21 protein-coding genes, 1 tRNA gene and 1 pseudogene are annotated in these 22,723 nt (G+C 40.0%); 11 read left to right on the forward strand and 12 right to left on the reverse strand.

Going from position 1 to position 22,723, the window contains the following annotated elements; translation table 11 throughout:
• The first annotated feature begins 120 nt into the window (after positions 1-120).
• From GXK58_RS11770 to uraH, 5 genes are all read left to right on the forward strand, one after another.
• Positions 121-1,722, forward strand: coding sequence for a PucR family transcriptional regulator (locus GXK58_RS11770; protein ID WP_160722994.1), 1,602 nt, complete (start codon positions 121-123; stop codon positions 1,720-1,722).
• 210 nt (positions 1,723-1,932) lie between these two features.
• Complete coding sequence (locus GXK58_RS11775; protein WP_160722996.1) at positions 1,933-3,258, forward strand: nucleobase:cation symporter-2 family protein; 1,326 nt, start codon at positions 1,933-1,935, stop codon at positions 3,256-3,258.
• 17 nt (positions 3,259-3,275) lie between these two features.
• Entirely contained in the window at positions 3,276-3,785 is a 510-nt protein-coding gene (gene uraD / locus GXK58_RS11780) for a 2-oxo-4-hydroxy-4-carboxy-5-ureidoimidazoline decarboxylase (RefSeq protein WP_160722998.1), read from the forward strand.
• A 48-nt stretch (positions 3,786-3,833) separates the two neighbouring features.
• On the forward strand, positions 3,834-5,255 hold the full coding sequence (locus tag GXK58_RS11785) for a flavin-containing monooxygenase (RefSeq protein ID WP_160723338.1): 1,422 nt from the start codon (positions 3,834-3,836) through the stop codon (positions 5,253-5,255).
• Between the two features lie 50 nt (positions 5,256-5,305).
• Positions 5,306-5,659, forward strand: coding sequence for a hydroxyisourate hydrolase (uraH, locus tag GXK58_RS11790; protein ID WP_160723000.1), 354 nt, complete (start codon positions 5,306-5,308; stop codon positions 5,657-5,659).
• 44 nt (positions 5,660-5,703) lie between these two features.
• Here the strand turns inward: uraH and GXK58_RS11795 are convergent, their stop codons facing one another.
• The 4 genes from GXK58_RS11795 to GXK58_RS11810 all read right to left on the reverse strand — a co-directional run bounded on the left by GXK58_RS11795 (position 5,704) and on the right by GXK58_RS11810 (position 9,847).
• Positions 5,704-6,234: a chromate transporter gene (locus tag GXK58_RS11795; protein ID WP_160723002.1), complete on the reverse strand. Its 531-nt coding sequence runs from the start codon at positions 6,232-6,234 to the stop codon at positions 5,704-5,706.
• Positions 6,231-6,812, reverse strand: coding sequence for a chromate transporter (locus GXK58_RS11800; RefSeq protein WP_160723004.1), 582 nt, complete (start codon positions 6,810-6,812; stop codon positions 6,231-6,233). Before GXK58_RS11800 ends, GXK58_RS11795 begins: the two co-directional genes overlap by 4 nt.
• Before the next feature lie 153 nt (positions 6,813-6,965).
• A complete protein-coding gene (gene ggt, locus GXK58_RS11805; protein WP_160723006.1) occupies positions 6,966-8,621 on the reverse strand; it encodes a gamma-glutamyltransferase in 1,656 nt (551 codons plus the stop codon).
• Positions 8,622-8,638: 17 nt separating this feature from the next.
• Positions 8,639-9,847, reverse strand: a complete 1,209-nt coding sequence (locus GXK58_RS11810; RefSeq protein WP_160723008.1) for an amidase — start codon at positions 9,845-9,847, stop codon at positions 8,639-8,641.
• Positions 9,848-10,429: 582 nt separating this feature from the next.
• On the opposite strand from GXK58_RS11810, the gene GXK58_RS11815 reads away from it, so the two are divergent.
• Together GXK58_RS11815 and GXK58_RS11820 are read left to right on the forward strand one after the other, a co-directional pair.
• Positions 10,430-11,671 carry an endo-1,4-beta-xylanase gene (locus GXK58_RS11815; protein ID WP_160723010.1) on the forward strand — a complete coding sequence of 414 codons (1,242 nt, stop codon included), beginning with the start codon at positions 10,430-10,432 and terminating at the stop codon, positions 11,669-11,671.
• Positions 11,672-11,958: 287 nt separating this feature from the next.
• A pseudogene (locus GXK58_RS11820) lies at positions 11,959-13,107 on the forward strand (sulfite reductase subunit alpha); the annotation flags it as partial.
• 65 nt (positions 13,108-13,172) lie between these two features.
• Here the strand turns inward: GXK58_RS11820 and GXK58_RS11825 are convergent.
• From GXK58_RS11825 to GXK58_RS11835, 3 genes are all read right to left on the reverse strand, one after another.
• Positions 13,173-13,925 (reverse strand): uracil-DNA glycosylase family protein, encoded by a 753-nt coding sequence (locus GXK58_RS11825; RefSeq protein ID WP_237389640.1) that lies wholly within the window; start codon positions 13,923-13,925, stop codon positions 13,173-13,175.
• A gap of 122 nt (positions 13,926-14,047) precedes the next feature.
• Entirely contained in the window at positions 14,048-15,247 is a 1,200-nt protein-coding gene (gene ilvA, locus GXK58_RS11830) for a threonine ammonia-lyase (RefSeq protein ID WP_160723014.1), read from the reverse strand.
• A gap of 129 nt (positions 15,248-15,376) precedes the next feature.
• Positions 15,377-15,784: a hypothetical protein gene (locus tag GXK58_RS11835; protein ID WP_160723016.1), complete on the reverse strand. Its 408-nt coding sequence runs from the start codon at positions 15,782-15,784 to the stop codon at positions 15,377-15,379.
• Between the two features lie 136 nt (positions 15,785-15,920).
• Here GXK58_RS11835 and GXK58_RS11840 point away from each other — a divergent pair, with 136 nt between their 5' ends.
• Complete coding sequence (locus GXK58_RS11840; protein ID WP_160723018.1) at positions 15,921-16,289, forward strand: SET domain-containing protein; 369 nt, start codon at positions 15,921-15,923, stop codon at positions 16,287-16,289.
• 51 nt (positions 16,290-16,340) lie between these two features.
• Here GXK58_RS11840 and GXK58_RS11845 read toward each other — a convergent pair whose 3' ends face one another.
• Positions 16,341-16,703: a group I truncated hemoglobin gene (locus GXK58_RS11845; protein ID WP_160723020.1), complete on the reverse strand. Its 363-nt coding sequence runs from the start codon at positions 16,701-16,703 to the stop codon at positions 16,341-16,343.
• A gap of 146 nt (positions 16,704-16,849) precedes the next feature.
• Here GXK58_RS11845 and GXK58_RS11850 point away from each other — a divergent pair, with 146 nt between their 5' ends.
• Entirely contained in the window at positions 16,850-17,902 is a 1,053-nt protein-coding gene (locus tag GXK58_RS11850) for a DUF3231 family protein (protein ID WP_160723022.1), read from the forward strand.
• Between the two features lie 23 nt (positions 17,903-17,925).
• Here the strand turns inward: GXK58_RS11850 and GXK58_RS11855 are convergent, their stop codons facing one another.
• Together GXK58_RS11855 and GXK58_RS11860 are read right to left on the reverse strand one after the other, a co-directional pair.
• A complete protein-coding gene (locus GXK58_RS11855) occupies positions 17,926-18,825 on the reverse strand; it encodes a TIGR01777 family oxidoreductase (RefSeq protein WP_160723024.1) in 900 nt (299 codons plus the stop codon).
• A gap of 17 nt (positions 18,826-18,842) precedes the next feature.
• On the reverse strand, positions 18,843-19,340 hold the full coding sequence (locus GXK58_RS11860) for a hypothetical protein (protein ID WP_160723026.1): 498 nt from the start codon (positions 19,338-19,340) through the stop codon (positions 18,843-18,845).
• Positions 19,341-19,498: 158 nt separating this feature from the next.
• Here GXK58_RS11860 and GXK58_RS11865 point away from each other — a divergent pair, with 158 nt between their 5' ends.
• Positions 19,499-19,651, forward strand: a complete 153-nt coding sequence (locus GXK58_RS11865; protein WP_160723028.1) for a hypothetical protein — start codon at positions 19,499-19,501, stop codon at positions 19,649-19,651.
• Positions 19,652-19,690: 39 nt separating this feature from the next.
• On the opposite strand, the gene GXK58_RS11870 is transcribed toward GXK58_RS11865, so the two are convergent.
• Entirely contained in the window at positions 19,691-21,088 is a 1,398-nt protein-coding gene (locus GXK58_RS11870) for a sensor domain-containing protein (protein ID WP_160723030.1), read from the reverse strand.
• Positions 21,089-21,317: 229 nt separating this feature from the next.
• Between GXK58_RS11870 and GXK58_RS11875 the strand changes: the two genes are divergently transcribed.
• Positions 21,318-21,405, forward strand: a tRNA-OTHER gene (locus tag GXK58_RS11875).
• Positions 21,406-21,487: 82 nt separating this feature from the next.
• On the opposite strand, the gene GXK58_RS11880 is transcribed toward GXK58_RS11875, so the two are convergent.
• A complete protein-coding gene (locus GXK58_RS11880; RefSeq protein WP_160723032.1) occupies positions 21,488-22,570 on the reverse strand; it encodes an inorganic phosphate transporter in 1,083 nt (360 codons plus the stop codon).
• Positions 22,571-22,723: the final 153 nt, after the last annotated feature.

Genomic DNA, 22,723 nt, shown 5'->3' on the forward strand with positions numbered 1-22,723 from the left:
ATTAGCTAATAAGTAAAAATTTTCACAATTTTTTATGCAAAGTAACCAAAATCTGTTACAATAGTGAAAAATAACTAACATAACATGTTATATTTCCTTACATAAAGAGAGGTGTTCCAAATGAAAATGGATGAACTTTTAACCATCCCCCAACTAACAGGAATGCATGTCATTGCAGGAGAAGCAGGAACAGAGCGTGAGGTGGCATCGGTCAATATGATGGATGCGCCTGATATTATTCACTTTTTAAAGGAGAATGAATTCCTCGTCACAACCGCATACCATTTCAAAGATCATCCACATACGCTTTCCGAACTGGTCACAACAATGGCCGAACAAGGTTGCGCAGGTCTTGGAATTAAAACAAAACGGTTTTTAAATGAAGTTCCAGAAGAAGTAATTAGGCTGGCAAACAAGTTAACCTTACCAATCATCGAACTGCCATTAGAATTGTCACTGGGCGAAATCGTGAATCTCACTTTTCAAACCATCCTTGATAAAAAAGCAGCCGAACTACAATTAGTGCTCGAAACACATAAGAAATTCACCACCACCATCATGCAAGGAAAAGGTTTACAATCATTACTTCATGATTTATCCAAGATGATTAATCGTCCCGTCCAATTGATTGATCAGCACTATAACCCTATAACCCAGCCAATCAACAGCCTTGATTTTTACAAACTTTTAGACGGAATAAACTTACAAACAACGAAACCGTCACCTATTTCATTTTCAATTATCGCAGCCAAAGAGGAGTGTACACTCTTTCCTGTTCACATCAGCGATAAGAAATACGGTTTTCTCATTATTATTGAAAGAATTGATAAAACCGATCAATTAACCTTGTTAACGATTGAACAAGCTACTAATGTCATTTCATTTTCGTTAATGAAGGAAAACGCACTCAAACTGCACGACAGAAGAATCCGCAATGATTTCTTCCTTCACTTTTTGGACGGCACTTTGTCGTCACAAGAAGAAATCATCGGCCGAGCCGCAGAATTCTCCTTACAAAATCATCAAATGTATGTATGCGCGGTTGGCAAACTCGATGGAGAACTTTACCACCCCACTTACATCCAGCAACACGAAGATACGGATGAATTATTCGATTTTATCGAAAGTGATCTTGCCAAAACAACTTCCCTTATCCATTTTTTCAAAAAAGGAGAGACATGCATCTTATTATTTACAGTTCAAGAAAACATCACTAACCCCTCGGCATATCTAGAATCCAATCTGCACGAAATACAGGAGAGAGTATCAAAATTCTTTGGAAATACCATCTCGTTTGGAGTGAGCACTTTATGTCAGAACTTCTTACAAACCAAAGACGCCTATAAGGAAGCTGTTGATGCCCTGTCGCAAGGAAAGCTTTCGAAGAAAAAAGCGTACATTCAAACGTATCATACCAAAGACATCATGGAGTTAATGCGTCAAATACCAATAGAGGATTTAAAAAATTACTATTCTTTCGCATTAAGCGGCTTTAGCGATACAAAAATCGCAGAGGAACAATCCTTACTCGAAACACTATCAGTCTATTTAGAAACACACTGCCAGATATCCGAAACAGCCAAACGATTATTTGTCCATCGTAACACCGTCGTTTATCGGATTGAAAAATGCGAAGAAATTCTTGGGAAAAGCTTAAAAGATCCAGATACCACCTTACAAATAAGACTTGCCCTTAGAATTAAAGCTTTATTTGAAAACTAACAGCGACAAATAGCGCAAGACAGCAAAAGTAACATATAACAGCCTGTTTTTTTATTTTTTGTATGAAATGACTAGAGGAAATCTGAATTTTTAGTCATCTTAAACAATGACAGTTTAATACTAATTGATTATGATGTAACTAATCGTAACATAACATGTTACATTATATAACATTAGTGATAACACTTAATTAAAAAGGAGGATTTTCCCATGAAACAAGAAATCGGAAAGCCAAAAATTATCTCATTAGGATTACAGCATGTACTCGCAATGTATGCAGGTGCCATTCTCGTCCCTTTAATCGTGGGTGGAGCACTAAAGTTCACACCACAGGAACAAGCATTCCTCATCGCTATAGACTTGCTTACTTGCGGAATCGCAACCTTACTTCAATCGATCAGCAATAAATATATCGGTATTGGCCTTCCGGTTGTCTTAGGAACTTCATTTGTCGCTGTATCTCCAATGATTACGATCGGTTCCAATTATGGAATCACTGCTATCTATGGATCCATTATTGCCGCCGGTATATTCATCATTCTATTTGCGAATTTATACGGGAAACTGTTAAAGCTCTTCCCACCTGTCGTAACTGGTACTGTCGTAATTATTATTGGTTTATCACTGATCCCAACAGGAATCAAGAATATGGGCGGCGGTGCATCAAGCCCTGAATTCGGTTCTGCAGAAAACCTCATTCTTTCTTTCGGTGTCCTGTTCTTCATCTTATTGATGAATCGTTTCTTCACCGGTTTTATGCGGGCCATTTCTGTTCTACTCGGCATCATCGCTGGCACCATCGTCGCTTCGTTCATGGGAAAAGTGAATCTGCAAACAGTTGCTGATGCTTCATGGTTCCGTATTCCGACTCCTTTCTACTTTGGGGTTCCAAGTTTTGAGATTGTACCAATTTTAACCATGATTATTGTGGGAACCGTTATCCTTGTTGAATCAACAGGAGCCTTCCTCGCTTTAGGTAAAATAACGGAAAAAGAGCTATCTGAAAAAGACATTATCCGTGGCTACCGTACAGAAGGTATTGCCTTTGTACTCGGTGGAATATTCAATGCCTTCCCATATAGTACGTTTGCTCAAAATGTCGGTCTTGTTCAGCTCTCCGGCATCAAAAAAAGAAGTGTCACAATTGCCGCCGGCATCATTTTAATCGGCTTAGGACTTGTTCCTAAAATAGCCGCATTTGCGACCATTATTCCAACATCCGTCCTAGGCGGTGCAACGGTCATTATGTTTGGCATGGTGGTATCTTCCGGGATTAAAATGCTAAGCAATGTAGACTTTTCCGACAATAACAATCTATTAATTATCGCTTGTTCCATTTCATTAGGACTCGGTTCCACTGTTGTGCCTGAGTTATTTAAAGTTCTTCCAGAAACACTTCGGATTTTAGTTGGAGATGGAATTATTACCGGCAGTCTTTCCGCCATTATCTTAAACCTAATCCTTACAGCACGATCAAAGAGTTCTTTAAAGGTGGTACCTGACACACCACTAGCATCCAATCCAAAAAGCGTATAAAGAAAGGAATACAAAAAATGTACACAATCAAGCAAATAAACGAAGCAGACCGCCAGCAATTCTTAGAAATGACTGGCGGCATTTTTGAACATTCCGCGTGGATTGCTGAAGAAGCCTTCAAGCAAAAACCGTTCGCTTCCCTTTATCACTTACATCATGAAATGGTTAAGGTGGTTGAAAACACATCGATCGAACAGAAATCGGCCTTAATTAAAGCACATCCAAACCTAGGTGAACGAGCGGCGATGACGCATGAGTCCACCTCCGAACAAAAGGGGGCCGGATTACAAAATCTATCTCCTGAGGAATATAAGCAAATCATTTTTCTGAATCAACAATACATGGAGAAATTCGGGTTCCCTTTTATATTGGCGGTCCGCGGGAAAACCAAGCAGCAAATTATGGAGGCCATGGAGGGAAGAATTCAACATTCAAAAGAAACTGAATTCGAAACTGCCCTCTCCGAAATCTATAAAATTGCCTTACTGCGTTTAGAAGAAAAAATTACAAATCTGCCTGTCATGTAATAAAAGCTTACTCATGAAGAGAATATACCTGTGAAAGAGATGATAGATATGAGCCTAGAAGCATTAAATAAACAAGTTAAAAAGGATCTTTCTTATCTTGCCTTTGGTGGAACGAATTGGGTGCGCCCTGTCCAGCATCCGGATGGCCATGTTTATGATGTCGTCATAATCGGCGGCGGCCAAAGTGGTTTAGCGGCTGCTTTTGGACTGATGAGGGAACGAATGTCCAACATCCTTGTCCTTGACGAAAATCCCGAGGGCTATGAAGGTCCCTGGGAAACATACGCCAGAATGGTCACGTTAAGAACACCAAAACACCTGACCTCCATTGATCTCGGCATCCCCTCTCTCACCTTCCGTTCTTGGTGGGAAGCCCAATTTGGTACAAAGAGCTGGGAGGCCATCGACAAAATTCCTCGTGGAGACTGGATGAACTACCTGCGCTGGTACCGGGAGATCCTTGGCCTCCCCGTAAGAAACGAAGTAAAGTTACATTTAATTGAGCCTTTAGAAAAAAATCTTTATCGTTTACACCTGGATAGACATTCTGAAAAAACACTATTGGCCCGTAAAGTCATTTTGGCTACCGGTATTCAAGGCGGCGGCGAGTGGCATGTCCCTTCCTTTATTAGTGAAAAATTACCAGCACATCTCTATGCACATACTTCAAAACCCATAGATTTCACTGCATTAAAAGGAAAAAAAGTAGCGATTTTAGGGGGCGGCGCCTCAGCCTTTGATAATGCACATTTCGCTTTATCAAAAGGTGTTTCACAAGCACATGTTTTTGTACGCCGCAAAGAAATGCCGCGCATTAATCCTATCCGTCAAATGGAGGGTTCCGGACTAATTGAACGGTTCCAGGTTTTACCTGACGAAGATAAGTATCAAGTAATGTCTCATTTCTTTAAGCATAATCAGCCGCCAACAAACGATACCTTTGGACGCGCCTCCTCATGGCCTGGGTTTAAGCTGCACTTAGGTTCACCGTGGCTCGACGTCGAAGCAGCAAATGACCGAGCAGTTGTAACAACTCCTCACGGGAAATTTACCTTTGATTTCTTAATTGTCAGTACCGGTTTAGTGACGAATCCTTCTTTACGGCCTGAGCTTAAGTTAGTTGAAAATCACATCCTCCGCTGGGGTGATCAATACAAAGCTCCAGATGGGATAGCCAATCCCATGATTGATGCACACCCTTATTTAAGCCCGGGTTTTGCTTTCCAAAGCCGTAATGAAGAAGGAAAGGATCACCTTGAAGGTCTTTTCGCCTTCAATTATTCAGCCCTGATCAGTTGTGGTATTTTAGCTTCAGCGCTTTCAGGGATGAGATTTGGTATTCCTAAACTGGTTACCGAAGTAGCCAATCAACTATTCCTAGATAATCGTCAAGAAATTCTGGAAGATTACTATAATTATAAGGAACAAGAATTTATAGCTGACCTAACCGCCAGCCAAGAGTTAGCTTAAGCTGTCTCTTGGTGGTGTTATTATTTATACATAAAGGAGTGCCCGCCCCTATGTCTGGTTTAACTGCACATATTCTTGATTTAACCCATGGTCTCCCTGCTTCAAATGTAAAAATTGAGCTTTACTTCCTATCAAACGAGGAACGTCATTTAGTAAAGACAGCTGTAACAAATGGTGACGGGCGATTAGATCAGCCGCTTCTAACAGCAGCTGATCTAAAAATCGGTACCTATGAATTGATCTTTCATATTGGGGATTATTTTCGAGGCAAAAACATGGCGCTGCCCGAACCCTTATTTTTAGACCTGGTTCCCGTCCGGTTTGGGATCGCTAACTTAGACAGTCATTATCATGTTCCGTTGCTGGTATCCCCTTATGGTTATCAAATTTACCGGGGAAGTTAAGAAAAGCCTCAGCGTCTTTATCGTCGCTGAGGCTTTTTTGTTTTTTAACTTAAAAATATAGCACCGTAGGCTAAGCCGCCTACAATCACAAAGGCCGGATGCACTTTCCATTTTTCTAATAATAATAAACTTATAACCGCAATTACAATGGTTTGCACCAGTCCATTCGAGCTATAAGAGGTTTGAAAAAAGTCGTAAGTAAGTCCAGCCATTAAGATGGCAACTGTCGGTACAACAATTTTGGATAATCGTTTCACTCTTGGTGAATCTTTATATCGGAAAATTAACTGTAACAGAACAATCATTAAGATTAAGGAAGGAGCAATGGTAGCAAATTCAGCGACTACTACTCCTAAACCTCCGCCCACTTCATAACCAATATACCCAGCCATTTTAGTGGCGATCGGCCCTGGCAATGCATTCCCCAACGCTAAAATCTCACTAAATTCACTGGTTGTAATCCAGCCATGACGGTTGACCACCTCATGTTCAATTAACGGAATTGTTGCAGGACCGCCGCCATACCCTATAATATTCGGAATAAAAAATGCGATAAATATCTGTAAATAAATCATATGCTCTCACTTTTTTCCTTCATTGGCATTTCAACCTTTTCTTTTTTATCCGGAATCACTAATGCAGTAACTAGCAAAATGGCAACCACAATCCCTGGATTTACATGGAAGATTTCCATCACGATAAAACTGCCGGCAAGCAGAAGAAGGCCCTTCGCCCAGCCCCAGCCAGCCTTTGATTTTTTCAAAAACTCCCATGTCAGGGTTGCCATCATTACACCCACAATGGGAACGACAGCACCGGTCATCCCCTGGACTCTTGGGTTATCTTTAAATTTATTAAAAGAAGTTAATAGGACCAACATCATCAAAATGGTAGGCAACACAGTCGCCAGAATGGCATTGACCATGCCGATAATCCCGCCGAGCTTATAGCCAATATAGCCCGCCATTTTGGTAGCTATAGGGCCAGGAAGTGTGTTTGCCAGCGCCAATACATCACTAAATTCCTGGTCATTCATCCATTTAAATGTACCCACTATCTCTTTATGGACGAGTGGGATGGCGGATGGTCCACCGCCAAATCCTAACAGTCCGGATCTGAAAAATGCTATAAATAGATCCCATTGAAGTTTCACTGTATAACCACCTTTTTTCTGTAAGCTTTATATCGTTGATGCAAAAAGAGAAGTTTATACTGGCCGGGAGATACCTTTTTGACTCAGGGAGCAAGCTTTTCCTTTTCAGTCAAAGAGCCACTATCTCACCAAACCAGCAATTCCTCTATTAAGCTAGAATCCTAGTGCAGCCCCGTCACCTCTCGGATCGGCTCCGCCGAATTTCACTCGGCTGTCAGGATCAATTTTGATCACACCGGCATGCCCCATCAAATCTGTAAAATCTTCGGCCACCTCTACCTGATGTCCTCTTAATTGGAGTGATTTTATGATCTCATGAGGTATTCTTCCTTCCATCTTCACCGAATTAGTTTCCGAGCCCCATGTACGGCCATACAACCACCTCGGCGCCTCTATCGCAGCCTGAATCGGAAAATGGTAATCTAGGATTCTCGTAACAAGGGCCGCCTGTGTCTGCGGCTGCCCCTCTCCTCCCATCGTTCCGTAAACCAAAAAAGGCTGATTCCCCTTAAAAATCATGGCAGGATTCAACGTATGGTACGTTCGTTTTCTTGGCTGCAGGCAATTCACATGGGTTTCATCAAGTGAAAAAAAGCTGCCCCGATTTTGCAAAACAATGCCGGTGCCCTTTGGGATGAAACCAGATCCATACTCATGATAAATACTCTGAATAAGTGACACCGCATTTCCAAACCTGTCAACCACACCAAGCCAAACCGTATCCCCTTTTGGGTCCAACTGTTTTTGAAGATTAATAGACTTAGTGAAATCGATTTTGTCAGCAAACTCAATTCCTCTTTTTACAGATAAAAGTTCATCTATAGGAATATGCGAAAAATCAGGATCGGTTAAATATTGGTCACGGTCCTTGAATGCTAGTTTTGTAGCTTCGATTAATAAATGATAATAATCAGCCGACCCTTCCTCCATTGAAGGGAGATCGAACTGATTTAAAATATTTAAAATCGATAGGGAAGCAAAGCCTTGCGTATTCGGAGGTAAATTATAAACACCGTACCCTCTATAATCTACCGAAAGAGGCTGAACCCAATCGGAACGGTGGGAAACAAAATCATCGTATGTTAACACGCCGCCATATTGCTTCAGATCCTCAACAATTGCCTTTGCGACTTCCCCTTTATAAAACAAGGAGCTTCCTTCCTTGGATATTCCCTCTAATGTTAATGCTAAATCCTTCTGTTTTATTATTTCACCAAAACGATAAGAAAAGCCAGAGGTTTTTGTGAAAATCTTTTTAAATTCCGAAAATCGTTGCAAATGACGAAACTGACTGTCTGTTTCATCCAGATTAATATTTGTCCAATATTCTTGGCTCGGGGTTACCGGAAACCCCTCCTTGGCATAATGGATCGCAGAACCTAACAGGTCTTCCCAAGAAATGCCGCCCTTCATTTTTGCAATGGAATATTGATAGGCCTTTTCCCAGCCAGCAACTGCTCCAGGAACCGTGTTAGCTGCAAGCGGTCCCCTGGCAGGAATCTTCTTTAGCCCCTGCTTTTGATAAAAGTCAATCGCAGCATTCTCCCCAGAACGGCCGCTGCTATTTAATCCCATTAATTCTTTGTTGTTAGCGTTGTAGATTAACCAAAAATTATCTCCGCCGATTCCATTCATATGGGGATAGACCACACCAATTGTTGAAGCGGCGGCAATCGCTGCTTCTACCGCGTTTCCGCCCTCCTGCAGAACCTTCATACCAGCTTGGGAGGCCAAATAATGAGGTGTCGTAATCATTGCGTTTGGTGCCATTGTTGTCGGCCGATGGGACCAATGGGTTTGAGTTTGCATTTGATAACCCCTTTTCTCTATTCTGCTATATCAACATTTCTTTCCTTTAAAATGCGGGTAAACTCCTGGACCCATCTAAGCAGTTTCATATCTTGGTTTTGATTGGCGATGAATGATAACCCAATGGGGATCCCATTTGCTTTCAGCAACGGAATCGTGACCTGCGGAAAGCCAGTTAATCCAGCAATGCAGGTAAGCTGCATCGTTTTGTTTCGATATTGCTCCATATCCTCCATAGATAATTGGCGTAAAGGCGCTTCTCCCGGAGCAGTCGGGATTACCAACAGACCATTCGTTTTTAAAAGGTTTGCGAGGTTCTGTTTGATTTCCTCCCGTTTGCTATTTAAGGAGTCGAGTCCATCAGGGTTTAACGAACTCGACCATGCAAATCGTTCACTGATTCCCGGCCCAAAACATGGCTTTGCTTCTTCAATCCAAGCACCATGTTCCTTCCATATTTCTATTCCTTGGATAGATCTAAAAAGCTCTGCCCAATTGGACAGTCCGTTTCCTGAAATTCGAATAGTCTCACTGTTACTGACTCGTTCCTGTAAAATCTTAGCGGCATTTAATATGCAGCCCTTTGTATCTCTGTCTCCGTCGACAAATGACCATGCTTCTTCATCGAAATAAAGATTTGTAAAATCTTCGTCAGAATCATCTTCCCTGCCAATCAGAACTTCCCCAACTTTTACCAAGATTTCAGGATTTTTAGCCATCCATCCTACCGTATCAAAGGATTTGGCAAGCGGAATCACTCCATCTATATTCACCAGACCATGTGTCGGCCTGATACCAAAAAGACCGCAATACGATGACGGAATTCGGACCGATCCCCCTGTATCCGTTCCAAGGGTGAAGTCCACTATCCCTCCAGCCGCCGCAACAGCAGAGCCGCTTGAAGAACCACCAGGAATTCGGTCTTCGGCACGCGGGTTAGTTGGTGTTCCATAGTGGAAGTTCTCACCGTTCAAGCTATACATTAATTCATCTGTATGGGTCATTCCTTTGAGATATGCCCCTTGGGCTAATAACTGGTCAATCACTGGGGCGTTTCGCTTGGCTGGACAATGAGTTCGCAGCCAATCAGGATTTCCGGCACTACTAACATAATCCTCAATCGCAAAAACATCCTTAACCGCAAACGTATACCCGTCTAAACTTCCCGAGCCAGTAGGATTCATAATTAAATGTTCATTCATAAAAGCATTCCAACGATCTCTCATAACGTTCCTAATCCCCCTGACGCTAAAACAAAGTTTAAGTTTTACCCATAATTATAATGAGAAAATTCAAACAAGTCATTGGCATTCCTATCTAAAGATTCAAACATTTTTAGTTAACATCACCAATAAGATGCAAAAAGTGACAGGCACCATAAAGGTTACTGGCACAGTATTAATGTGTTAATTTGGTTGGAGAAACACAAAACTTTGTTTATCCATCAAACAATAATAAATCTACTATTTACTTGACGACATAGTTTTTACTATAAAAACATTAAATAACTCACATTTCCAAATAGGTATTTTACACTAAATAAAGTTGGTTTAAACGTATTTTATCGTTTTAATACTAGTTCTTTTCAACTAAATTTATAAAATTCACAATAAACTTTGTTTGTTGTGTGGATAAAGTATATAAAATATTTTATAATGAGCATGTCAGGGTAAATAGTGTTACATAAACGAATCATCAAATGAAAACCCTTTCTTTTACCTTGAGACTATAAAACTATGAAAAGGAGGTTCTTCTATAGTTTCCAGAAAACCTTTCAAAAAATATATTTATAAAAGGAGACCCAGAACATGTTAAAAGTATTGCGTAAACCAGTGATTTCCGGATTAGCGTTAGCCTTATTATTACCTGTTGGAGCAGCAAATGCCGCAACAAACATTGAAAATAAACCAGCTATTAGTGGTCTGACAGCACCACAACTGGACCAGCGTTATAAAGATGTTTTTACAATCGGTGCTGCGGTTGAGCCTTCTCAATTACAAGGCAATGATGCAGCCATGTTAAAGCGTCATTTTAATAGTATTGTTGCCGAGAATGTGATGAAGCCTGCAAGTTTACAGCCTGCAAAAGGTGAATTTAACTGGGGTCCTGCAGACCAAATCATCAAATTTGCCAAAGAAAATGGTATGGATGTTCGAGGACATAATCTTGTTTGGCATAGCCAGGTGCCTGATTGGTTCTTCAAAGATGCAAACGGTAACCAAATGGTTGTTTGGCAAGATGGAAAACAAGTGGTTGCTGATCCAGCAAACCTTGAGAAAAACAAACAGCTTTTATTACAGCGTTTACACGATCATATTCAAGCCGTGGTAACACGATATAAAGATGACGTAAAATCTTGGGATGTTGTGAACGAGGTAATCGATGAATGGGGCGGAAATCCTAATGGCTATCGCCAATCCCCATGGTACTTAATCACAGGACTTGACTATATTAAGGTCGCTTTTGCAACGGCCCGTGAATATGCTGCACCAGACGCAAAGCTTTATATCAATGATTATAATACTGAAGTTGAACCAAAGAGAACATACCTTTATAACTTAGTGAAAAGCTTAAAAGAGCAAGGAGTTCCTATTGATGGGGTTGGCCACCAGTCCCACATCCAAATCGGCTGGCCATCTGAAAAAGAAATTGAAGATACCATCAACATGTATGCCGAATTAGGTTTGGATAATCAAATTACTGAGCTAGATGTCAGTATGTACGGCTGGCCGGTAAGATCGTTCCCAACCTACGCTGCCATCCCACAACAGAAATTCGCAGATCAGGCAGAGCGTTACGATCGTTTATTTAAATTATATGAGAAATTAGGCGATAAAATAAGCAACGTAACCTTCTGGGGTATTGCTGATAACCATACATGGTTAAATGACCGCGCCGATGTTTATTATGATGCTAACGGAAACGTTGTAACCGACCTCATTGCACCGTATGCAACTGTAATAAAAGGATCAGGAAAAGATGCCCCATTCGTCTTTGATCCAGATTACAATGTAAAACCAGCCTATTGGGCAATTATTGACCATAAATAATATTGTAGAAATCAGTTCCAAGCCTCTGGAGCTGATTTTTCTTTTGCAGTAAAAAAACTATAATTATTTAAAGTATAACTTTTATGCGGTCCCCTTCCCTCTCTTCAGTATAATTTATTTGATAATTTTTTCTATTTATATTAATATATTTAAAAAATTCAAAAGTTTTTTGTGCAAAAAAACATATCTGAATTGTTCATTTTGTGTTAAATTGAACGAGGAAAGCAACACTAACTAGTATGGTTACATTTTGTATTTGGGGTGAAAATATTATGCAAGTGACTGCAGAAAACAAAAAAGTTCCACCAACTTATTCTAGAACAAATCCTTTTCACGCAAAGGTACTCAAAAACATAAATTTAAATGGTGCCGATTCAAGTAAAGAAACAAGGCATATTGAATTATCTTTACAAGGTTCAGGACTTTCCTATAACCCTGGGGATGCCCTTGGCATCGTCCCATCAAATGATCCCCAACTTGTATCGTCAATAATTGAGGAAATGCATTGGGACGCGGAAACAGCTGTTACCATCAATAAGCAAGGTGAAACACTTGCTTTAAAAGATGCATTAACCATTTATTTTGAAATTACGCTCTTGTCGAAAAAAATTCTCCAGCAGGCTGCGGAATTTACTGATAATGAAGAGCTGAAAAACCTGGTCCTAGTGGAAAATACGGACAAACTTAAAGCATATACCGATGGACGGGATTTACTTGACATGCTCCGTGAATTTGGCCCATGGAAGGCTACCGCCCAAGAGATTGTTTCTTTACTAAGAAAAATGACACCACGTTTGTATTCCATTGCAAGCAGTATCTCTGCCCACCCGGATGAGGTCCATCTAACCATTGGTGCTGTACGTTACACAGCACACGGCCGTGACCGTAAGGGTGTATGTTCAGTGCAGGTTGCCGAACGTGTTACAGAAGGTGAAACCCTTCCTGTTTTTGTTCAGCCAAATAAGCATTTCCACCTGCCAGAGTCAGGGGACAAGGATATCATCATGGTTGGCCCTGGAACAGGAATTGCACCATTCCGTTCATTTATAGAGGAACGTGCAGTAACCAAGGCCGCAGGAAAATCATGGTTATTTTTCGGCGATCAGCATGCGGCGACAGATTTCCTTTATCAAGACGAATTAGAAAAATATCAAAAGGAAGGCACCCTTGCAAAATTAGAGACAGCCTTCTCTCGTGATTCAGAGAAAAAAGTATATGTGCAGCATAAAATGGAAGAAAGCAGCAAAGAGTTGTATGAATGGCTGGAAAATGGAGCTTACTTCTATGTTTGTGGAGATAAGACTTACATGGCCAAAGATGTTCACAACATGCTTTTAAACATTATTGAAAAAGAAGGCGGCAAGACCCTTGAAGAAGCGGAAGCCTATCTCATTGATTTGAAAAAAGCAGGCCGCTACCAGCGCGACGTATATTAACTTTTAAAAAATGACTTCACCAAATGATAAGGTGAAGTCATTTTTTTGTTCAATTATCTTCACTCCTACAGACTTTTTGAGAAAAAATCATCCACCTGTCTTTTCATTGCTTGCTTATTCTCCCGAAATTGCCTATGGCGGTGGCCATTTCCTCCAGACGGATGCGGAAAGCCGTTTACTATATATTCATTCTGTATCAACTGCTGATCTGCTAAGAAGGTTAAAACCTTAGAGATATTAACACCTAACGGAATAATTAAAGGATTTCGAAGTCTCTTTATATCGTTAACAAAGAATGTAAGTACATATTTCCATAAAAGTTCTGTCTTCATTATATTTGGTCTGGAACCATTAAAATTCTTGTGATCATAAAAAACAGCATATGGAAGCAGAGATGTATTGTAAACCAAGTGACTCGCTGAACTAAATAGTTCCAGGGTAGTTGGGATTCCCAAATGATCAGCCAGTCCCAGTTCATCCAGCATGGCAACGAGATTTTTCCGCATCGTCCCTTCAAAGCTCGCCTTCATTTTCACTTGGTGGAGAATTTCCTCATCACCTAAACCGCAATCCTTATATTCCAATACAGTGGTATAGGCCTTCTTCATTTGATGCAATCCAGGGGTGATCCCGACAATAACGACTTTAGCCCGTTCATTAATATAATCGAACGGTGTGTAATAAATCTCTAACTTCTTTTGTGGGTCCTGCTCAAGTAAAAACTTCTCATTGAGAATATCGTGATCCTGCAGTGGGAGGTTTAACGTATTTATGTCATTTTTAAAATCGGAAAACATGGATCCCGCAACGATTCCCAACTAATCAACCCCTTCTATTTGAAATACAAAGCAGAGCCCTATCGACGCTCCCAAAGGAACACTCTCACTAAAAAAGAGGCATTCTCATAGCGAATACCTCTGCCCTCAGATTAAACTTTGCCTCACACATCATATCCTTTACTCTTTAAAACATTCCTTATTTCCTCAATATGATCCTGATCCTTTGTCTCTAAAGCCAAGTCTATCTTTACATAGCCAGGATAAATATCCTCCCCCAAATGATCGTGATGAACAGATTGGATATTCGCATCTAATTCAGATATTGATCCCAGCACTCGCTGCAGTTCACCCGGTTTGTCTTTGACGATCATGGAAAAATGAGCGTATCTGCCTGACTCCACCATACCACGCTCAATGATCCGTGAAATAAAGTTAACATCAACATTGCCGCCGCTGAGTACAGCCACCACATTCTTTTCTTTAATATTTACTTTTTGATATAAAAGAGATGCCAAAGAAACCGCCCCGGACCCTTCTACCAGCAGCTTATTGCGTTCTAACAATAATAGCATGGTACGGGCAATCTCCATTTCATCCACACAGATAATATCATCCACATATTTTTCAACTAGCTCAAAATTATGTACCCCCGGTTTCTTAACAGCAATTCCATCTGCCATCGTCGGTGTTGAATCGACACGAACGGGCTGGTTCTCCATTAATGATTGTTTCATGCTCGGGCAGGCCATGGCTTGAACACCATATACTCGGACATGGGGATTTTTTTCTTTAACAGCTAAAGCAATTCCGCCAACAAGTCCGCCGCCCCCAACTGGAACCATGATGGCTTCAACGTCTGGAAGCTGTTCTAGGATTTCTAAACCAACTGTTCCCTGCCCTGCGATCACTGCATCATCATCAAAGGCATGTACAAAGGTGGCTCCCATTTGTTCCTTTAAATCCAATGCATAGGCAAGAGCATCATCAAACACATTTCCTTGCAGTTCCACCTTCGCCCCATACTGTCTGGTTGCCGAAATTTTACTAAGCGGTGCCCCCTTTGGCATAACAATGGTACAAGGAATCCCCAGCATCTGGCTCGAATAAGCCACTCCCTGGGCATGATTTCCCGCGGAGGCAGCGATCACCCCTCTTTGCAATTCCTCTTCCGTTAAGGATATCATTTTATTATAAGAGCCTCTTACTTTAAAAGATCCTGTTTTCTGCAGGTTTTCAAGCTTAAGATATACTTTATTATGTCCGGATATATCGCTAAAGGTCTGCGAAAAGTCCAGGGGAGTTGTGTGCACAATCCCCTTCATTTTTTCCCGCGCTAGAATAATATCATCTAAGCTAATCATCTTATCTACCCCCTGCATCCCACTTTTAACTTTATCTTGTACTTGAGTAAGTAATCTATACTTATGGATCTTGTATCTCGTAATCTTCATTCATTGGAAAACTCTTAAGCAGTTCCTTATGGCTCAAAACTAAGGAACAATCCGGGGAGGTTTTTCCGTTTCCTCATCAAGCACTCGCAGTCCGCCGATTACTTCATAGGCTGACCCCACTGACACAAGGAAATCACCCGCAATCGCGATTTTTTGTTCTTGTATCAATTTTATTTTATCAATTTCACCAATTTGGCTTTGCACCGAAAAAGCCTCCATCAATTGTCCGATGGTCCGCACCCAAGCCCCAGTCAGGATTTGCTGCTCCCCTACCCTATTAGAATCATCTTCTAATTGGAATAACCCCGTTAAGCCCTTAAGCTCGATAAACTGTCCAATCACTTGAATCCAAAGACCGAGGGCAACTTCTTTTTCCAATTGTGAAATAACTTGATCATTTTCCTTACTGTTACTATTCGCTTCATTCAAGTCCCTAGGTATTTCCATCGTTCCCACCCCGAACCACATATTTGAATTAGTTTATGTCTTATCCCGTATTCGTGTGTTTTCTATAAGGACCTGCCAAACCCAACTGGCATAGAGTAATAAAGAGACATTTAAAAATTTGGGCGGTGGATGAAACTTGATTGAGGTAAAAGAAAGTAAATATGGCAGAGGAGTATTTGCAACAAAGAGCATAAAGAAGGGTGAATTGATACATGAAGCCCCAGTCATTATTTCTCCAAGCAAGGAATATAAACATTTAAAGAAAACGGTGTTTATCGAATATGTTTTTTGGTGGGGAGAAGATTTAGAGGAATGTGCATTGGCATTGGGCCATGGTTCACTATTTAACCATTCTTTTACACCAAACGCCTTATATAAACTTAACCTGTCACAGAAGACCATTGACTTCTATGCCCATACCGATATACAACCAGGTGAGGAAATTATGATAAATTATAACGGCGATCCAAATGATCATACTCCCGTTTGGTTTAAACTTCTCTAAAGAAATTAGGGACTTCATTGTACATCCGACAATGAGTCCCTTTTTGTTTGCTTATTGGTAGATGATATCGTCTCTTAAAGTTGCTACTTTAGTTAAAGCCGTATCAATATCACTTTCGCTCACTCCATAATGGGCAAGGGCATCATGCAAATGATTAACAATCGCACTAAAATGTTCTGGCTGCAGATTCATTCCTTTATGTGCTTTCGCCATCGAATTCCCCGAGTATTGGTTGGGGCCGCCAAGAGCAAAGCTTATAAATTTAGTTTGATGTTTTTTTTGCTTTTCCATATCTGTATTCTCAAAAAATTTACTAACAGTCTCATCCTTTAAGACTAATTCATTATAAAAATAGTCCACCACTTTCCCGATCGCTTCTTGCCCGCCTAATTTCTCATATAAACTTTGTTCCATGTAAGAATCACTCCTAATCTGTTGTATACGAAACTATTTTCCACAAAATCAAACCAAATATTCATTTTCCCATTTATAATACCTCATTTGGATAATTCCCAAACAATAGAAAAAACTAAGATTAAAATCACTAAGGGGAATGACTGATGCAGCCCAATAAAACATTAAAACCATTGAAATTAAACCCTGAAAACTTAAAACCAAACGCAAAATTAACTGCAGCAGAGTTAGCTAAACTATGGGCAACTTATGTTGGGAACAGTATGTCCAAACAGATCTTAACTTACTTCCTCAAGCATGTGGAAGATGAGGACGTGCGATTACTTTTGGAAAATGGATTAAGTTTAACTGGGGAGTTTATGAAAAAAATAGAAGAATTTTTGAAAAGGGAAAACTACCCTATTCCAATTGGTTTTACAGAGGAGGATGTCAATCTAGGCGCCCCTAGATTATTTCAGGATGAATTTTATGTACATTATTTAAAGTACGCGGCAAAAGCTGGATTAAGTATATATGGGGTAGCCATTCCAATAGTCATGCGTAAAGATATCAAGGAATTCTTCATTTATTGTAATGATTCTACAACTACACTTATAGGTCAGATTAATGATGTCTTAATGACCAAGGGTTTAATAATCAAACCGCCTGTGCTGCCAATTCCGGAAAAGGTCGATTTTATTAAAAAACAGAGTTTCTTAAATGGATTTATTGGAGATGTCCGTCCTTTACATGCTCTGGAGATTACACATCTTTATGATAACATTGAAAACAATGTAACGAGCAAAGGCTTATTAATTGGATTTAGTCAGGCTGCTAAGGATGAAAAGGTAAGACAATTCCTCATCCGAGGCCGAGAAATAACAGACCGGGCCGTTAATCAGTATAGTGAAAAACTACATAAAGACAACCTGCCTTTTCCGACTCTTTTAGACCATTTGGTAACAGACTCTACCTTTTCACCTTTCTCTGATAAACTAATGGTTTTCCACAAGGTTGATATGTTCTCAATGAAAATAAGAGCTTTCGGGAATTCATTAGCGGTTAATGGAAGAAAAGACATAGGAGCGATGTATACACGCGCATTATTAGAAATGACGTTGTTTGTGGAAGATGGCGCGAATATTTTGATAGATAACGGCTGGATGGAACAGCCGCCGCAAGCTGCCGATCGCTCAGATTTAGCATCCAATAAGTCGTAATTATTGGATGCTTTTCAAATAATTTATAATAGATCTCTTAAAGCATCATCAAGTGACGGATAGGTGAATTCAAATTCTTCTTTTTGCAAAACGGCTGGAACCACATACTGCCCTTCCAAGACTAGAGCGCTCTTCTTTCCGAGCACTATTTTCATGACAAAGGATGGGACGGGCAGCCAATGCGGCCGATGTAATACAGTACCAATCCTTTTTCCAAACTCCTTCATCCTAACTGGAGTCGGAGCAGTCACATTGACAGGTCCACGCAGTCGTTGATTTTGCAAGGCGAAATCAATGGCTCGAATAACATCCTGGACATGGACCCAGGACACCCACTGCTCCCCAGACCCAACCGTACCTCCGGCGAACAATTTATAAGGCAGCACCATCAATGGAAGTGCTCCCCCTTCCTTACCTAAGACTACCCCAAATCTCATAAATACAGGCCGGATCCCCATCCGTTCTACCTGCCCTGCTTTCTTTTCCCAATCCAGTACAGTACGGCCTAAAAAATCATCTGCTGCTTCTATCGAGCCCTCTGTATAGACTTCATGTAATGAAGCAGGATAAACACCAATTGCACTCGCATTGATTAAGACACTAGGTTTTTTTTCAAAGTGATTGATCATTCGAATGAGTTCATCGGTTGCCTTCATTCGGCTCTCATAGATTTGCTTTTGATGGTTTGCATCCCATCTCCCTTTGTTAATCGATACCCCAGCTAAATTAATGATCGCATCCGCATGCTTGATTTCATTCTCCGGAGAGGATCCTTCGGTCATCCAGTTTACATAGGTTAATCTTTCTTCCGTCTTATGTACCTTTTTTCTTGTTAACACAACTAACTCGTGGCCTCTTTCAAGAAAGAAATCAGTTAATTTCTGGCCGATAAAACCTGAACCGCCGGTAATGACAATTTTCATTCTATCCCCTCCGAACACTAGTCTTGTCTTTTCCAATGCTCATAAATGAATTCTTTTAGTAATTCATTCAATTTTGCCTTTTTCTGTTTTTTCAACCATTCTACTTGGTCAATCGGAAGTTTTACCTTTACACTGATATCCTCATTTGGCATTTCCACTTCCCTGATTTGCTCCAAGGTGATCCCTTCTTCTATATTCGGAAACCATGCATCATCCTCATTCACACGGTCTAAAAAAGAATAATCATCGGGGTCATCTATTTCACAGAATAAATTGAGCTGCGGCAATCCTCCCGATAAAACTTTTACTTGCATGATAGAATGGATACTCTCCCCATCTTCTAAATCTATTTCAACAAACAGATTATTTTCCTTTTTATATTTCTTCACTGCTACCTCGCTGACAATGATGTCTAACTCCAAGGTAAAGCCTGTACTTGCTGCAAAAACATAGATTGCACTATTAAATAGGTGAATGTTCTCACCATCAATTTTCACTGATTTTACTACAGCCATAAAGATCCCCCAAAAAGTTGTTTCCCGATAAAAATAAAGTATTGGATTTATCTAACATGATAACACCATTTTCCCTTTTTGAGGATTAAAAATAGTTTGGGATAGCTTTCATTAATGGAGATAAAACTAAGAAATAAACTAATAAGAGGTGTTCACTTGTGGTAAAAGAAAAAAGGAATGATGATAATAATGAATATTCAAATAAACAACAGCAAAAAACATTAAAAGACATTAAAAAAAGGAATCCCTTAAACTGGGGTGTATTGGACCTTCCTGAAAGTGTTCAGCACAAAGACACACCAGAAGAGTAGTAACAAGCAAAAAAGGAGAATGGGCAGCCACTCTCCTTTTTATGCCTTTTTTAGAATCTCTAAATCCATTTTCTTATTGACCATTTGGGTCATCTCAGAATGATAGATACTATAACAGCTTCTTCCCTGTTCCTTTGAACCATACATCGCCAGATCTGCATTTTTGATAAGCGAATGAATGTCTTTCCCATCTTTGGGATAAAAGCTAATCCCCATACTTGTGGTAATATTTAGTTTTTGATCCAGGATAAGAAAAGGGTCTGACATGATCTCCATTATTCTGTCACAAATGTCAAAGATCTCATCACTCGATAAATGTGGAACAAGAACAATAAACTCATCTCCCCCAAATCTGGCCACGTCAATCGGTCTATTCTCGGCTACAGATAGGAGCCGGCTTGACACTTCCTTAAGCAGGATATCTCCCGCTTCATGCCCTAAGCTATCATTTACCACCTTGAAATAATCCAAATCCAGCAAAATAAAACCTAACTTAGTATTTTGTTCGGTGGCTTTCGATATATGTTGTTCTAGAATCGACTGGATTGCCCAACGATTTGGCAGATCGGTTAGTGCGTCATGATAGGCCATATGTTTGATTTGCTCTTCCGCTCTTTTTTTGTCACGGATATCTCTGCATAAAGCAAAATACATTGGCCTTTCACCAATATTAATCAGACGGATATTGATATCAACAGGAATTACCAAATGATCCTTGCCTGTCATCAGATCTTCAAAAATGATGGAGGACTGCTCTTTCGAATCAAGTTTTAATTGTTTAATTTTTGAAGTGAGCTTAGAAAAAATATTTTCTATGTTCATTCCGATTAATTGTTCTTTTGAATAGCTTAACACTTCACAGGCAGTTGGATTAACTTCTGTAAGCCTTCCATCTGTTCCAATCAGAAAAAAACTATCTGCCGCCTGCTCCGTTAAACTTCTAAACTTTTCTTCACTTTCCTTTAGACGATTTTCAGCTAACACCCGGTCTGTAATATCCAGCCCAAAACCTAATAAAAAATCCTCATTCGATTCATCGATATGGATGATGGTTTTTCCGGAAAACATGTAATGTTCTTCACCCTTATATCCGCTGGGGAATTCTTTGGTGATTAGCTCTCGTTTCTTCCATACTTCGAGATCATATTCTCGATTTAATTCTGCAATTTCACGAGGAAAAACATCAAAGATCGTCATTCCAATTAATTCATTTAGATCTTTCCCATTGGAAAGGCATGCTTCTTTATTAGCATAGATCGTACGCCCATCAGGAACTTCCAGGAAGATATTGATTGGTAAAGCATCCAGTATACTGCGATATAAGGATTCAGTTATTCGGATTTGCTTTGAGAGCTCCTGGTTTTGCCGTTCGAGTTCAGCAATTTGTGAACGCAGCTTTTTCATTTCGTTTGAATCCCCATTAGCCTGAACGTTCATCTATATCCTCCTCAACTTATTACCCTCTGTTATATATATAATTGAACTATTTACCAACATGATTTGCAATGGATTATTTATAATTTATTCCTATTATATAACATTATATAATAGGAATATTTAATTACTTTTTGGAATTACGACATAATTATGAAAACAAAAATAAAAAACACTTATTTTGAACTACATTATCTGAATAAATCAGGGGAAGATGGGGACTATATAAATAGGACTTGTAGCTCAACTGATCAGAGCAGCTTGCAGTCATTCGCTGAAGACTGTAATGCATCTTGCGGGTTTAAATCCCGCCAGGTCCTTTTCCTCCAAATATCCTTTAAAACATAGCAAAGACACCATCCCTTTGGATGATGTCTTAAGCTATGTTTTTTTGAATGAAAATTAAATTCCTCCACCCTCATCGTGAATCGTGCTGTTTTCTTTACGGATGTTGGCATATAGACTTAAAGTTCCCAGCGCGGCGATTAAAGTGCTTAAAATAACAATGATGTTATAAAAATTATTTTTAATAAAAAGATTAATTAACGTATAAGAAATAACCAATGAAGCTAACGGTGAAATGAGCCAGACCTTTAAAATTTTTCGAATGACCGCTTTTTGCCAAAAATCGATTCCTTTTTGTGATGCCCCGATTCCTAAGATTCCACAAGTGGTGACTTGAGTAAGCGGGATTGGCAATCCAAAAACCGAAGCAATGGTAACGAGAGCCCCGCCCGTAAAGGATATCGCACTTCCCTCTAATAACGATAGTTTAGTGATTTTCTTTCCATTCGTCTCGATTACCCTTCCACCTAATAAAATGGCACCCAACGCCACAAATAAGCCGCCAATCCAGATTCCTTTTGTCGTTGAAAGCATTCCTGCCCCGACTAATGGTCCGACCGCATTGGCCACATTATTCATTCCTGCTGAGAAGGCTTCAAAGCAGCCGCCGAAGACAAGGATACGGCCCAGCCATTTTTTCCAATTTCCTTGTTTAGTCAAACTTGGCCAGCGCTTTTCAGATGCAGCAATGATTTTTCCAAGAATAAAAGTAATGAGAAATGAAATAACAGGAACAATTACCCAAAAAGCAAAAATAACCAGCAAACTATTAAGGAATAAATTTTTATAGGCAATACCTGCACCAACAATGGCACCAACTGTTACTTCGCTTGTTGATAAGGGAATTCCCATTAGATTCGCAATAAACAACGTCAAGGTTGCACCGGCAAGGATTAGGACGACCAGTTCAATCGTCAGGATCTTAGATGGAATAATCCCATTACCAATGGTCTTCACGACTTCTCCTCCGCCAAGAACTGCACCTAAAAAAGCGGCAATTGCTACAAGAACCATAGCAAGCCATTTATTCTTGATCGCATCAGCCCCATAGGCTGATCCCATTGACGCAGCAGTCCCGCTTGCTCCAATGTTCATTGCGAAGAAGAATGCTATGATAAAAGCCAAATATGTCCAAAACATACCAATCTCTCCTTATGTACCTCTAGCAATCTAGCAGAATAATCTCGCAATGTTCCGAAACTTCAATTCAGACTATTCAGGTAGGAATAATTTTATATTATACAATTCCTTTATACAATAATCAACCTGCAAAGTGCTTATGTCACTGAATTT

The organism is Bacillus sp. USDA818B3_A (genome assembly GCF_009928415.1).
Lineage (GTDB): Bacteria > Bacillota > Bacilli > Bacillales > Cytobacillaceae > Neobacillus.